The organism is Burkholderia diffusa (genome assembly GCF_902499115.1).
GTDB classification, from domain to species: domain Bacteria; phylum Pseudomonadota; class Gammaproteobacteria; order Burkholderiales; family Burkholderiaceae; genus Burkholderia; species Burkholderia diffusa.
Genome location: NZ_CABVPN010000015.1, coordinates 66,185 through 78,854 on the forward strand (window position 1 = coordinate 66,185; position 12,670 = coordinate 78,854).

The window sequence follows — 12,670 nt, forward strand, 5'->3', positions numbered from 1 at the left end:
CGCCGCCTGCGTGTTCCGGTCGGCCTTGCGATGACCGACCGCTTCCGGCCGATCCTTGACGCCCGTTCCCGGCGATCCGTCGCCCAACCACCGAGCCCATGCGTGCTTCGAGGCAGGCGGCCAAAAACGCCTTGCTTGCAACATCTGGGCCAAACCCTGTAGAATTACGCGTTCTGCGGGCGTCGTATAATGGCCATTACCTCAGCTTCCCAAGCTGATGACGTGGGTTCGATTCCCATCGCCCGCTCCACCTTCGGCTGCTCGGCAGCCTGCGCAAGAGCCGCCTCGTCGAAGGCGGCTTTTTTGTACCGTCTGCCGGTTCATCTGGCAGCACCGTTGCGCATGACGGGCCCGCGCCCGAACCAAGCCTTTCTCTGTCACCGATGATGCACGACGATCCGAACGAAGCCGGCCTGCCGCCGGACGACGCCGCCCTTCCCGACGATGCCGCCGACGGCGCCGACGAAGTCAACCCGCTGCACCGCCGCCGCATCCGCAGCTTCGTGACGCGCGCCGGCCGCGTGTCGACCGGCCAGCGCCGCGCGCTCGACGATCTCGGCCCGCGCTTCGTCGTCCCGTACGCGGCGGAAATCCCGGACTGGGACGCCGTGTTCGGCCGCCGCGCGCCGCGCATCCTGGAGATCGGCTTCGGGATGGGCGCATCGACCGCGGAAATCGCCGCGCACCGCCCGGGCGACGACTTCCTCGGCGTCGAAGTGCACGAACCGGGTGTCGGCGCGCTGCTGAAACTGATCGGCGAGCAGGACCTGCCGAACATCCGCATCATCCAGCACGACGCGGTGGAGGTGCTCGAGCACATGCTCGCGCCGGAAAGCCTCGACGGCGTGCACATCTTCTTCCCCGATCCGTGGCACAAGGCGCGCCATCACAAGCGCCGACTGATCCAGCCGCCGCTCGTCGCGCACCTCGCATCGCGCCTGAAGCCCGGCGCGTACCTGCACTGCGCGACCGACTGGCAAAACTACGCGGAACAGATGCTGGAAGTGCTCGGCGCCGAACCGACGCTCGAAAACACGGCTGCCGACTACGCGCCGCGCCCCGACTACCGCCCCGTCACGAAGTTCGAACGGCGCGGGCTGCGGCTCGGCCACGGCGTGTGGGACCTGGTGTTCCGCAAACGCGCCGGCTGAACACAACGCGCGGCGCGCGCAACGCACGCTGCGCGTCGCGCAATGACAAACGGCCCGACCGGCATCTGCTACCGGTCGGGCCGTTCTCTATTGGATGCGCCCTCGCCCCCGCACGGGCATCACGCCCAGTTCAGCCACCCGCTATACCCCACCAACAGCACGAACAGGCCGAACGCGATCCGGTACCACGCGAACACGGTGAAGTCGTGCGTCGCGACGAAACGCAGCAGCCAGCGCACGCACACGAACGCGCTGACGAAGGCGGCAACGAGCCCGAGCGCGAACAGGCCGAGCGAATCGACCGTGAACGCCTGCCAGTCCTTGACGGTTTCATAGAGCGTCGCGCCGAAGATGATCGGAATCGCGAGGAAGAACGAGAATTCGGTCGCGACGCGCCGGTCGAGGCCGAACAGCATCCCGCCGATGATCGTCGAGCCCGAGCGCGACATGCCCGGCACCAGCGCGAAACATTGCGCGATGCCGACCTTCAGCGCGTCGAGCGGCGTGAGCGCATCGACCGACTGCACGCGCGGCGGCTCGAGGCGTTCGCGCTGCCGCGCCTCGGCCCACAGGATGATCGCGCCGCCGACGACGAGTGCGAACGCGACCGGCACCGGCGAGAACAGCACGGCCTTGATCTTCTTCTCGAACAGCAGGCCGAGCGCGATCGCGGGAATCGTCGCGATCACGACGTTCAGTGTGAAGCGCTGCGCGTCGGGCCGGCTCGGCAGCCCGGACACGATGGAGACGATCCGCTGCCGGTATTCCCAGCAGACCGCGAGGATCGCGCCGAACTGGATCACGACGTCGAAGGTCTTCGCGTGCGCGTCGTTGAAATTCAGGAAGCTGCCCGCGACGATCAGGTGGCCGGTGCTCGACACCGGGAGGAATTCCGTCAGCCCCTCGACGACGCCGAGGATCAATGCCTTGCAGATCAGGATCCAGTCCATCCGTGGCCCAACTCCGAAGTAGTCGAAAGAAAGGGCCGCGTCACCGTCGCGGCCCGCCCGGCCGCGCGCGGTGCGCCGTCACTTTTCGACGATCGCTACGCGTATGCCGTTTGTAAGAATCGTAATTGTACCGGGTTCGTAGTTCACGCCGGCAAATTGCAGTTGTTCGGGCTTGAACGTGTAGATCGGATAGTTGGTCAGCACCTGCGTCGCGAGCAGGCCGGCGGCCGCGCCGACCTGTTGCGCGTACATCTGCGCGTTGCCGTCGAGCACGAGGCTGTCGACGGCCGGCGCCTTCAGCACGACCGAGCGGCTCGGCGCGTCGTAAGCCAGCTGGCCCGACACGATGAACTTGCCGCTCACCGGTTCGCTCAGGAACGGACTCGCGAAATGCGCGTCCAGCTGCACGGCGACGCGGTTCTGGTCGGGCAGCAGGTTGACGGCCGGATTGGCGAGCGACACGTCGACGACCTGCGCGACCGTCTTCTGGTACGGAAACTTGCGCGCGACGGCTTTCTGCACATCGCCGCGCGAGAACGTGTAGTGATCGGGGATGAACGGGAAAGTCGACGCGCAGGCGGCGAGCGATACCGACACGCCGATGGCGCCGGCGCAAGCGGCGAGGAAGCGGCGCCGGCCGGGCGTGCAAGATGCGGTCATGCTGAACAATCTCCTGTATCGGGCGAAGCGTCCGTCGGGTTACCGGCTCGGCCGCAAGCAGGGCCGTGGACCGAAGTTAGTGCTTCGGCGGATGTCGCCGGTTCCATGCGCGTGCCGGTGACGGGCAGCGCGGGCAATGCGTCAGCGGGCCGCGCCGGCGCCCGGCGCCGGCTGCGTCGCGACCTCGAGGCGCGTCAGCCACGCGAGCGCGTCGTCGCGCGACGCACCGCACATCTCGGCGGACGGCTGCAGTCCGGAACAGCACGCGGGACGCTCGGGCCGGCCGAAGATCCGGCAGCGCAGGTCGTCGCCGAGCTGCACGCAACGCACGCCGGCCGGCTTGCCGTCGGGCATCCCCGGAATCGGCGAGGAAATCGACGGCGCGATGCAGCATGCGCCGCACCCCTCGCGGCACGCATGCGGCGGCGGGACATCGGCGGGCGCCGGACGGACAGGCATTTCGACGGACACTCGGCTCTCTCACGAACAACAAAAAACGGTGCGGCAACCGGACGCAGCGTGCGGCAGCCCACTGCGCATTGTGCCACCGCCGGCTGCGACGTTATTACACAATGCAGCCGAAACGCGCGTTTATATACTCGAAAGCATCTAAAAAGCGCGAGACCATCATGAGTTCCGGTTCTGCCGACACAATGTTCCGTCCCGATTTGCTCGCGAAGTACGGCGCGAACGGGCCGCGCTATACGTCCTACCCCACCGCGCTGCAATTCCGCGACGATTTCGACCCGGCCGACTACGTGCGCGCCGCGGGCGATCCCGGCGCGTCGTCGAGCGACCTGTCGCTGTACTTCCACATCCCGTTCTGCAACACGGCCTGCTTCTACTGCGGCTGCAACAAGATCGCGACCAACAACCGCCGCCGCGCGCGCCCGTATCTCGAGCAACTGAAGCGCGAGCTGGCGCTGCAGGCCGCGCTGTTCGATCCCGCGCGCCCGGTCACGCAGCTGCACTGGGGCGGCGGCACGCCGACCTTCCTGTCCGACGACGAAACGGCCGAGCTGATGGTGGCCACCCGCGAACACTTCGCGCTTGCGCCGGACGCCGACGCGGAGTTCTCGATCGAGATCGACCCGCGCACGGTCACGCCCGCGACGCTCGTCCACCTGCGCAACATCGGCTTCAACCGGCTGAGCCTGGGCGTGCAGGATTTCGATCCGATCGTGCAGCAGGCGATCAACCGGATCCAGCCGCTCGCGATGACGGCCGACCTGCTGTCGGCAGCACGCACGACGGGCTTCCATTCGGTCAGCGTCGACCTGATCTACGGACTGCCGCACCAGACGGTCGCCGTATTCGCGCGCACGCTCGAGACAATCATCGAACTCGCGCCCGACCGCCTCTCGGTATTCGGCTACGCGCACATGCCGCACCTGTTCAAGATGCAGCGGCAGATCGACGACGCGACGCTGCCGCCGCCCGCAACGCGCGTCGCGCTGCTCGGCCTCGCGATCGACATGCTGACTCAGGCCGGCTACGTGTACATCGGGATGGATCACTTCGCGCGGCCGACCGACGAGCTCGTGCGCGCGCAGCGCAACGGCACGCTGCAGCGCAATTTCCAGGGCTACAGCACGCGTGCGGATACCGATCTGGTCGGCTTCGGTGTGTCGTCGATCGGGAAGGTCGGCGACGTCTACGCGCAGAACGCGAAGGACCTGCCGGCCTATGGCGCCGCGCTCGACGCGGGCCGGCTGCCGATCACGCGCGGCGTGCGGATCACGCCCGACGACCGGCTGCGCCGGGACGTGATCACCCAGCTGATGTGCAACCTCGAACTGCCGTTCTCGCATATCGAGGCCGCGCACGGGATCCGCTTCGCCGATCACTTCGCGCGCGAGCTCGACGCGCTGCGCACGTTCGAGCAGGACGGGTTGCTGACCATCGCCGGCGACCGCCTGACGATCCACCCGGCCGGCCGGATGGTCGTGCGCAACATCGCGATGGCGTTCGACGCCTACCTCGGCCAGACGCCGCGGCAACGCTACTCGCGCACCGTCTGACGCTGCACGGCCGCATGCGGGCGGCCGGTTTGATAAAGTACGGGGCTCAACGCCCCTGCAAGAATCCGCACGATGCGCACCACCAAAGCAACCAACGCGGTCGAACGCCTGAAAACGCGTTCCGGCAATCCGCAGTTCGCGGCCGTCGCGATGGCGGGCGGCCTGTTCTATCTGGTCGACCGCTCCGGCGGCACCGCCGAGAAGCGCAGCGAGCCGCTGCCGCTCGACGAATTCGTCAGGTTCGTCGACGACTTCGGCCCCAAAAAGCCGCGCAAGGCGAGCAAGCTCGACCTCGCATTCGAGGCGCAGATCAAGAAGAGCAAGGGATAAAGGTCTGTTGCAGGCCGTCTGAAGGCTTAGCGGCCGCCCCCTTTGGTACAATCACGAAGTTTCTCTATCCCCGCTGATGGCCGACCTGGCTGCGTGACCACACCATGAATATCGAAAACGCGCGTTTCAACATGATCGAACAACAGATCCGGCCGTGGGATGTGCTGGATCTGGACGTCCTGGGCCTGCTGTCGATCGTCAAGCGTGAAAACTACGTGTTGCCCGAACACCGCGATCTCGCGTTCGCCGACCTCGAGCTGCCGCTGCCCGGCGGCACCAGCAAGATGCTGTTCCCGCGCGTCGAAGCGCGCGTGCTGCAGGAACTGTCGGTCAAGAAGCACGAGAACGTGCTCGTGATCGGCGCGGGTTCGGGCTACCTGGCCGCACTGTTCGCGCATCGCGCACAGCACGTGACGGCTGTCGATATCGATCCGACCATCGCAAAGTTCGCGGCGGACAACCTGCGCAACGACGGCGTGACGAACGCGGAAGTCGTGCTCGGCGACGGCTCGCTCGGCTGGCCCGACAAGGCGCCGTATGACGTGATCTGCGTCGCGGGCGGCCTGCCGGTCGTGCCGCAGCAGATGCTCGAACAGCTGAAGATCGGCGGCCGCCTGTCGGCGTTCGTCGGCGGCCGTCCGGTGATGAAGGCGCAGATCATCACGCGCATCGACGACAAGCAGTACCGTGTCGCCGACGTGTTCGAAACCTACGTCAATCACCTCGTCAACGCGATGGAGCCGTCGCGCTTCAAGTTCTGAGCGGCGGAGCTTCCATGCAGATCCTGACACCCGCGATGCTCGCGGAATGGCTTCGCGATCCGGCGCGTCCCGCGCCGCTCGTGCTCGACGTGCGCGAGCCCTGGGAAATCTCGACCGCGCAGATCGCCGGCAGCGTGTCGATCCCGATGCAACAGATCCCCGCGCGCAGCGAGGAGCTCGACGACGAAGCGGAAATCGTCTGCGTGTGCCATCACGGGATGCGCAGCGCCCAGGTCGCGATGTTCCTCGAATCGCGCGGCTTCACGAAGCTGTACAACCTGCAGGGCGGGATCGACGCGTGGTCGCGTGACGTCGATCCGTCCGTGCCGCGTTACTGAGTGACTGACCTTCCCGGCGGCGCATCGCGCGCCGCCACGGCGACCGGCACGTTGCAGCCGATCGCCCCGATCCGCCGAACGGGCGCGCATGGCGCGCCCGTTTGCATTTCCGCTTCTGTGTTCCCCCTCCCCCGATCGCTTCAGCCCGTCGGCTATCCGCGTCCGTTCGATGTCGAACGGCGGCGAGCACCCGAGCATGGCACCCGTCGAACGGATCGCTTCGCGCTTCCCGTCGTACTCCACTTCCCCCCCGTGCACTGCGACGCCGACACGACACGACGCGGCTGAATGCATGCGCATCGATCACGTTCCGCACGTCCCTCAACGCGTGACGTGCGCGCTCGCACACGGGCGCACGCCGTGCACCATTTGCGCCCGCGCGACTGCACCGCAACGGATCGCGCATGCTGCACGACGCGTCACGCGCACCACGCCGACGCCCCACGCCACCCCGCACAGGCACGCCCGGCGTGCATCCGTGCGACTGGCACATGCCTTGCGTTAGTCGGATGCCGGCGCCGTCATGGCGCACGCCTACCAAACACGTCAAGGGGAACTCGATGAAACGTCGCAGTCTGCTGAAGTTCGGTTCGATGGCCGGTGCACTCGCGCTGGCGGGCAAGAGTCCGTTTGCGCACGCGGCCGATGCGGGCACGGGTCCGATCAAGGTCGGTATCCTGCATTCGCTGTCGGGCACGATGGCGATCTCCGAAACGTCGCTGAAGGACACGGCGCTGATGACGATCGCCGACATCAACAAGAGCGGCGGCGTGATGGGCCGCAAGCTCGAGCCCGTGGTCGTCGACCCCGCATCGAACTGGCCGCTGTTCGCGGAGAAGGCGCGCCAGCTGCTCACGCAGGACAAGGTCGCATGCGTGTTCGGCTGCTGGACGTCGGTGTCGCGCAAGTCGGTGCTGCCGGTGTTCGAGGAACTGAACGGCCTGCTCTACTACCCGGTGCAATATGAAGGCGAGGAAATGTCGCGCAACGTGTTCTACACGGGCGCCGCGCCGAATCAGCAGGCGATCCCCGCCGTCGAGTACCTGATGAGCGCGGAAGGCGGCGGCGCCAAACGATTCTTCCTGCTCGGCACCGACTATGTGTATCCGCGCACGACCAACAAGATCCTGCGCGCGTTCCTGAAATCGAAAGGCGTCAAGGACGCCGACATTCAGGAGGTCTACACGCCGTTCGGACACAGCGACTACCAGACGATCGTCGCGAACATCAAGAACTTCGCGCAGGGCGGCAAGACGACCGTGGTCTCGACGATCAACGGCGATTCGAACGTGCCGTTCTACAAGGAGCTCGGCAACCAGGGGATCAAGGCGACCGACGTGCCGGTGGTCGCGTTCTCGGTCGGCGAGGAAGAGCTGCGCGGGATCGACACGAAGCCGCTCGTCGGCCATCTCGCCGCCTGGAACTACTTCATGTCGGTGAAGAACCCGACGAACACGAAGTTCAAGGACCAGTTCGCCGCGTGGGTGAAGGCGAACAATCTGCCAGGCGGCGCGAAGCGCGTGACCAACGATCCGATGGAAGCGACCTACGTCGGCATCCACATGTGGAAGCAGGCGGTCGAGAAGGCGAAGAGCACCGACGTCGACAAGGTGCGCGTCGCGATGATCGGACAGACGGTTGCCGCGCCGTCGGGCTTCACGCTCTCGATGGACGGCAACCATCACCTGCACAAGCCGGTGATGATCGGCGAGATCCGCGGCGACGGGCAGTTCAACGTCGTGTGGAAGACGAAGACGGTCGTGCGCGCGCAGCCGTGGAGCCCGTTCATCGCGGGCAACCAGGGCAAGCCGGACATCGTCAGCTCGATCCCGGCGTTCCTGCGCCGGCAGCGCGCGGCGCTCGCCTGATGCGATGCGGAGCGCCGCGCACCGGCGTGGCGCTCCGTTCGCAGGCCGGTGCAGGCACGCCGCCGCGATTGCGGTAACGCGCCGCACTCGCTCGCGCGCCGCCGCACGCGTTCGCTTTCCCACGCCCGACAGGATTTCTCGATGCCTACACGCTTTCGCCGCGCCGCCGTCGCGGTCGTCGCCTGTGCCGCGCTGACGGGCGCGCTGCCGCACGCCGCGTTCGCCCTGACGGCGGCCGATACCGCCGCGCTTGCCGGCGACGACTTCGACGCGAAAACGGCCGCGATCGAACATCTCGCCGCCGATGCCGATCCGCGCGCCGTCGCGTTGCTCAATGCGCTGTCGACCGGCGACGCGCTCGCGACCGGCGACGGACACCTGCTGATCCAGACCGGCGACACCGCGCACGACGCGCTCACGCAGGCCGCGACGCCGGCCGGCGACGCGCAGCCCGTGATGCTGAACAACCTGCTGCGCACGAAGATCGCGGGCGCGCTGTCGGGTCTCGCTCTCGCGTCGCCGGATGTCGCCGCGCGCCGCGACGCGATCGACGCGCTGCTGAAGTCGCCCGACCCGGCGCTCAAGCCGATGATCGAGCGCGCCCGCGCCAAGGAAACCGATCCGGCATTGAAACGCCGTCTCGACGCACTGTGGGCGATCGCCGCGCTGCACGACGCCGATCCGGCGAAGCGTCTCGAAGCCGTGCAGGTGGTGGCCGCGCGCCACGATCTCGACATGATCGAGCAATTGCGCCCGCTCGTCGCGCAGAACGCCGACGGCAGCCATGCGGAGCCCGACGCGCGCGTGCGCGACGCCGCGCAGCAAGGACTCGATGCATTGCACACGCTGCAGCGCCGCGGCGAGATCGCGGGCACCGTGTTCGCGGGCCTGTCGCTCGGCAGCGTGCTGCTGCTCGCGGCGCTCGGCCTCGCGATCACGTACGGGCTGATCGGCGTGATCAACATGGCGCACGGCGAATTCCTGATGATCGGTGCGTACGCAACCTATGTCGTGCAGACGCTGATCCAGCGCTATGCGCCGGCCGCGTTCGACTGGTATCCGCTCGTTGCGGTGCCGGTGTCGTTCGCGGCGGCGGCGCTGGTGGGCATCGTGCTCGAGCGGCTCGTGCTGCGGCACCTGTACGGCCGCCCGCTCGAGACGCTGCTCGCGACGTTCGGCGTGAGCCTGATCCTGATCCAGGCCACGCGCATGCTGTTCGGCGCGCAGAACGTGCAGGTCGTGAACCCGTCGTGGATGAGCGGCGGCGTGACCGTGATGCAGAACCTGATCCTGCCGTACAACCGGCTCGCGATCCTCGCGTTCGCGCTCGCGGTCGTGTGCGTCGCCTGGGGCGTGCTGACGAAGACCCGGCTCGGCCTGTTCGTGCGCGCGGTCACGCAGAACCGCCGGATGGCCGCGTGCGTCGGCGTGAAGACCGCTCGCGTCGACGCGTATGCGTTCGCGTTCGGCGCGGGCATCGCGGGCCTCGGCGGGTGCGCGCTGTCGCAGATCGGCAACGTGGGCCCGGACCTCGGGCAAAACTACATCATCGATTCGTTCATGGCGGTCGTGCTCGGCGGCGTCGGCCAGATCGCCGGCACCGTGCTCGGCGGCTTCGGGCTCGGCCTCGTCAGCAAGGCGATCGAGCCGTTCTGGGGCGCGGTGCTCGCGAAGATCGCGGTGCTCGTGATGATCGTGCTGTTCATCCAGAAACGTCCGCAGGGCATGTTCGCCCCGAAGGGACGCAGCGCGGAGGCCTGACATGACTTCAATCACCGATTCGTTGTCGAATCCGGTCGCCGGCGCGCCGAAGCCCGCCGCAACCGCGCGTGCCGAGGACGGTTTCGCGCTCGGCCTGCCGCCCCGCCCCGCGCTGCTGTCGCGCCGCGCATGGCTTGCGCTCGTCGCGCTGTGCATCGCGATCGGCATCGGCGTGCCGCTCGCCGCGCTGGTCGCGCCCGAGTCGAGCGCGTTCCACCTGTCCGCGTATGCGATGACGCTCGCCGGCAAGCTGATGTGCTACGCGATCGCCGCGCTCGCGCTCGATCTCGTGTGGGGCTACTGCGGAATCCTGAGCCTCGGCCATGGCCTGTTCTTCGCGCTCGGCGGTTATGCGATCGGCATGTACCTGATGCGCGAGATCGGCCGCGACGGCAAATACGGCAGCGACCTGCCCGACTTCATGGTGTTCCTCGACTGGCATCAGCTGCCCTGGTACTGGAGCGGCACGCAGCATCTCGCGTGGGCGCTCGCGCTGGTCGTGCTCGTGCCGGCCGTGCTCGCATGGGTGTTCGGCTTCTTCACGTTCCGCTCGCGCGTGAAGGGCGTGTACCTGTCGATCATCACGCAAGCGCTGACGTTCGCCGCGATGCTGCTGTTCTTTCGCAACGAGACGGGCTTCGGCGGCAACAACGGCTTCACCGACTTCAAGCGCATCGCAGGCTTTTCCGTCACGTCGCCCGGCACGCGCACGGTGCTGTTGCTGCTGACCTTCGCGACGCTCGTACTCGCGTTCATCGCCGCGCGCGCGATCGTCACCAGCAAGCTCGGACGCGTGGTCACCGCGGTGCGCGACGGCGAGACGCGGCTGATGTTCCTCGGTTACAGCCCGCTCGCGTACAAACTGTTCGTATGGACGCTGTCGGCCGTGCTGTGCGGTATCGCGGGCGCGTTGTACGTGCCGCAGGTCGGCATCATCAACCCCGGCGAGATGTCGCCCGGCAACTCGATCGAAATGGCGATCTGGGTCGCGGTGGGCGGGCGCGGCACGCTGATCGGTCCGATCGTCGGCGCTTTCGCGGTGAACGGCGCGAAGAGCCTCTTTACCGCGTACTTCGCCGAATACTGGCTGTTCTTTCTCGGGCTGATCTTCGTGCTCGTGCCGCTCTTGCTGCCGCGCGGCATCATGGGCCTCGTGGACACGCTGCTCGCAAAGGGGAAACGCGCATGAACGGCACGGCCCTCTACCAGTTCACGCCACCGGCCGAGGACGAGCTGCTGGCCGTCAGCGGCACCGCATCGATGGGCCGCGTGGTGCCGCCCGGCATCGACACGTCGCACGGCACGATCCTCTATCTCGAGGACATCGAGGTGAGCTTCGACGGCTTTCGCGCGCTGAACAAGCTGTCGCTCGCGATCGACGCGGGCGAACTGCGCTGCGTGATCGGCCCGAACGGCGCGGGCAAGACGACGATGATGGACGTGATCACCGGCAAGACGCGCCCCGATGCGGGCAAGGTTTTTCTCGGCCAGACCATCGACCTCGCGAGGATGAACGAACCCGAGATCGCACGTGCGGGGATCGGCCGCAAGTTCCAGAAGCCGACCGTGTTCGAACAGCATCCGGTGTGGGAAAACCTCGAACTGGCGGTGCAGACCGACAAGGGCTGGCTCGCGTCGCTGCGCGCGCGGCTCGATCGCACCGCACAGGCGAAGATCGAGGAGACGCTCGCGCTGATCGGCCTCGAAAGCGACGCGTATCGCGCGGCCGGCGAGCTGTCGCACGGGCAGAAGCAGCGGCTCGAGATCGGCATGCTGCTGATGCAGCGCCCGGCTCTGTTGCTGCTCGACGAGCCGGCCGCCGGGATGACCGACCACGAGACGATGGAACTCGCGAAGCTGCTGAACACGCTGCGCGGCACCTGCTCGATGATGGTCGTCGAACACGACATGGAATTCGTCGCGGCGCTCGCGGGCGACACGGGCCGCGTGACGGTGATGTCCGAAGGCGCGGTGCTCGCGCAAGGCACGCTCGACCAGGTCAAGCGCGACGACGCGGTGATCGAGTCCTACCTCGGACGGTAATCCAATGCTGAAGATCGATGCACTGAACCAGTACTACGGCGGCAGCCATATCCTGCGCAACGTGACGCTGGCCGCCGACGACGGCAAGCTCACCGTGCTGCTCGGCCGCAACGGCGTCGGCAAGAGCACGCTGCTGCGCTGCCTGATGGGCGTGGTCGCCGCGAAAAGCGGCAGCGTGTCGTGGCGCGGCACGGCGCTCGGCACGCTGCCGCCGTATGCGCGCGTCGCGGCTGGCCTCGCGTACGTGCCGCAGGGTCGCGACATCTTTCCGCGGCTGACCGTCGAGGAAAACCTGCTCGTCGGCGCGGCGAGCCGCAAGGCGCCGTCGAAAGTGCCCGACCGCATCTACGACCTGTTCCCGGTGCTGAAGGACATGCGCGCACGACGCGGCGGCGACCTGTCGGGCGGCCAGCAGCAGCAGCTCGCGATCGGCCGCGCGCTGATGAGCGAGCCGCAACTGCTGATCCTCGACGAGCCGACCGAGGGCATCCAGCCGTCGATCATCCAGGACATCGGCCGCACGCTGCGCCAGCTCGTCGACGAATCGAAAATGACCGTGCTGCTCGTCGAGCAGTATTACGACTTCGCGCGCTCGATCGCGGACCATTACTGGGTGATGAGCCGCGGCGAGGTCATCGCGGGCGGCGATGCGCGCGACATGGAAACGAACGGTGTCCGCGAACTGATCGCGGTGTGAGCGGCGGCACGGCAGCGCGCACGGGCGGCCGGTTCGCGGTGCGGCCGCACGCCGCGCTTCCAACGAACGCGGCATCTGCATTATTGTTCC

The 12,670-nt window shown here is 67.3% G+C and carries 13 protein-coding genes and 1 tRNA gene; 11 read left to right on the forward strand and 3 right to left on the reverse strand.

All coding sequences use genetic code 11. The annotated features are described in order from the left end of the window. The first annotated feature begins 175 nt into the window (after positions 1 to 175). Together BTE28158_RS16820 and trmB are read left to right on the forward strand one after the other, a co-directional pair. Positions 176 to 250: transfer RNA gene (locus BTE28158_RS16820), tRNA-Gly, on the forward strand. Positions 251 to 383: 133 nt separating this feature from the next. Further along, the gene (gene trmB / locus BTE28158_RS16825; protein ID WP_151048862.1) at positions 384 to 1,151 is read left to right on the forward strand and encodes a tRNA (guanosine(46)-N7)-methyltransferase TrmB; all 768 of its coding nucleotides are present in this window, start codon (positions 384 to 386) and stop codon (positions 1,149 to 1,151) included. Positions 1,152 to 1,270: 119 nt separating this feature from the next. On the opposite strand, the gene BTE28158_RS16830 is transcribed toward trmB, so the two are convergent. From BTE28158_RS16830 to BTE28158_RS16840, 3 genes are all read right to left on the reverse strand, one after another. Next, on the reverse strand, positions 1,271 to 2,101 hold the full coding sequence (locus BTE28158_RS16830; RefSeq protein WP_151048861.1) for an undecaprenyl-diphosphate phosphatase: 831 nt from the start codon (positions 2,099 to 2,101) through the stop codon (positions 1,271 to 1,273). A gap of 78 nt (positions 2,102 to 2,179) precedes the next feature. Further along, complete coding sequence (locus BTE28158_RS16835) at positions 2,180 to 2,761, reverse strand: DUF1439 domain-containing protein (RefSeq protein WP_151048860.1); 582 nt, start codon at positions 2,759 to 2,761, stop codon at positions 2,180 to 2,182. A 141-nt stretch (positions 2,762 to 2,902) separates the two neighbouring features. Next, the gene (locus BTE28158_RS16840) at positions 2,903 to 3,220 is read right to left on the reverse strand and encodes a YkgJ family cysteine cluster protein (protein WP_059680838.1); all 318 of its coding nucleotides are present in this window, start codon (positions 3,218 to 3,220) and stop codon (positions 2,903 to 2,905) included. Between the two features lie 170 nt (positions 3,221 to 3,390). Between BTE28158_RS16840 and hemN the strand changes: the two genes are divergently transcribed. From hemN to urtE, 9 genes are all read left to right on the forward strand, one after another. Further along, positions 3,391 to 4,782: an oxygen-independent coproporphyrinogen III oxidase gene (gene hemN, locus BTE28158_RS16845; protein WP_151048859.1), complete on the forward strand. Its 1,392-nt coding sequence runs from the start codon at positions 3,391 to 3,393 to the stop codon at positions 4,780 to 4,782. Between the two features lie 72 nt (positions 4,783 to 4,854). Further along, the gene (locus BTE28158_RS16850; RefSeq protein ID WP_151048858.1) at positions 4,855 to 5,112 is read left to right on the forward strand and encodes a hypothetical protein; all 258 of its coding nucleotides are present in this window, start codon (positions 4,855 to 4,857) and stop codon (positions 5,110 to 5,112) included. Between the two features lie 104 nt (positions 5,113 to 5,216). After that, entirely contained in the window at positions 5,217 to 5,873 is a 657-nt protein-coding gene (locus BTE28158_RS16855; protein ID WP_059605621.1) for a protein-L-isoaspartate O-methyltransferase family protein, read from the forward strand. A 14-nt stretch (positions 5,874 to 5,887) separates the two neighbouring features. Next, the gene (locus BTE28158_RS16860) at positions 5,888 to 6,211 is read left to right on the forward strand and encodes a rhodanese-like domain-containing protein (protein ID WP_059605618.1); all 324 of its coding nucleotides are present in this window, start codon (positions 5,888 to 5,890) and stop codon (positions 6,209 to 6,211) included. Positions 6,212 to 6,771: 560 nt separating this feature from the next. After that, a complete protein-coding gene (urtA, locus tag BTE28158_RS16865) occupies positions 6,772 to 8,079 on the forward strand; it encodes an urea ABC transporter substrate-binding protein (protein WP_059605640.1) in 1,308 nt (435 codons plus the stop codon). Positions 8,080 to 8,220: 141 nt separating this feature from the next. Further along, on the forward strand, positions 8,221 to 9,840 hold the full coding sequence (gene urtB / locus BTE28158_RS16870; RefSeq protein WP_151048857.1) for an urea ABC transporter permease subunit UrtB: 1,620 nt from the start codon (positions 8,221 to 8,223) through the stop codon (positions 9,838 to 9,840). Between the two features lies 1 nt (position 9,841). Next, positions 9,842 to 11,029, forward strand: a complete 1,188-nt coding sequence (gene urtC, locus BTE28158_RS16875) for an urea ABC transporter permease subunit UrtC (protein ID WP_151048856.1) — start codon at positions 9,842 to 9,844, stop codon at positions 11,027 to 11,029. Continuing rightward, entirely contained in the window at positions 11,026 to 11,883 is an 858-nt protein-coding gene (urtD, locus tag BTE28158_RS16880) for an urea ABC transporter ATP-binding protein UrtD (protein ID WP_151048855.1), read from the forward strand. The genes urtC and urtD overlap by 4 nt, the downstream gene beginning before the upstream one ends. A gap of 4 nt (positions 11,884 to 11,887) precedes the next feature. Beyond that, a complete protein-coding gene (gene urtE, locus BTE28158_RS16885) occupies positions 11,888 to 12,580 on the forward strand; it encodes an urea ABC transporter ATP-binding subunit UrtE (RefSeq protein ID WP_059605608.1) in 693 nt (230 codons plus the stop codon). Positions 12,581 to 12,670: the final 90 nt, after the last annotated feature.

Coding starts and splice junctions, on each gene's coding strand:
- urtD (WP_151048855.1), top strand. CDS start 11,026: ATGAACGGCACGGCCCTCTACCAGTTCACGCCACCGGCCGAGGACGAG.
- trmB (WP_151048862.1), top strand. CDS start 384: ATGATGCACGACGATCCGAACGAAGCCGGCCTGCCGCCGGACGACGCC.
- BTE28158_RS16855 (WP_059605621.1), top strand. CDS start 5,217: ATGAATATCGAAAACGCGCGTTTCAACATGATCGAACAACAGATCCGG.
- urtC (WP_151048856.1), top strand. CDS start 9,842: ATGACTTCAATCACCGATTCGTTGTCGAATCCGGTCGCCGGCGCGCCG.
- urtE (WP_059605608.1), top strand. CDS start 11,888: ATGCTGAAGATCGATGCACTGAACCAGTACTACGGCGGCAGCCATATC.
- urtB (WP_151048857.1), top strand. CDS start 8,221: ATGCCTACACGCTTTCGCCGCGCCGCCGTCGCGGTCGTCGCCTGTGCC.
- BTE28158_RS16840 (WP_059680838.1), bottom strand. CDS start 3,220: ATGCCTGTCCGTCCGGCGCCCGCCGATGTCCCGCCGCCGCATGCGTGC.
- BTE28158_RS16860 (WP_059605618.1), top strand. CDS start 5,888: ATGCAGATCCTGACACCCGCGATGCTCGCGGAATGGCTTCGCGATCCG.
- BTE28158_RS16850 (WP_151048858.1), top strand. CDS start 4,855: ATGCGCACCACCAAAGCAACCAACGCGGTCGAACGCCTGAAAACGCGT.
- hemN (WP_151048859.1), top strand. CDS start 3,391: ATGAGTTCCGGTTCTGCCGACACAATGTTCCGTCCCGATTTGCTCGCG.
- urtA (WP_059605640.1), top strand. CDS start 6,772: ATGAAACGTCGCAGTCTGCTGAAGTTCGGTTCGATGGCCGGTGCACTC.
- BTE28158_RS16830 (WP_151048861.1), bottom strand. CDS start 2,101: ATGGACTGGATCCTGATCTGCAAGGCATTGATCCTCGGCGTCGTCGAG.
- BTE28158_RS16835 (WP_151048860.1), bottom strand. CDS start 2,761: ATGACCGCATCTTGCACGCCCGGCCGGCGCCGCTTCCTCGCCGCTTGC.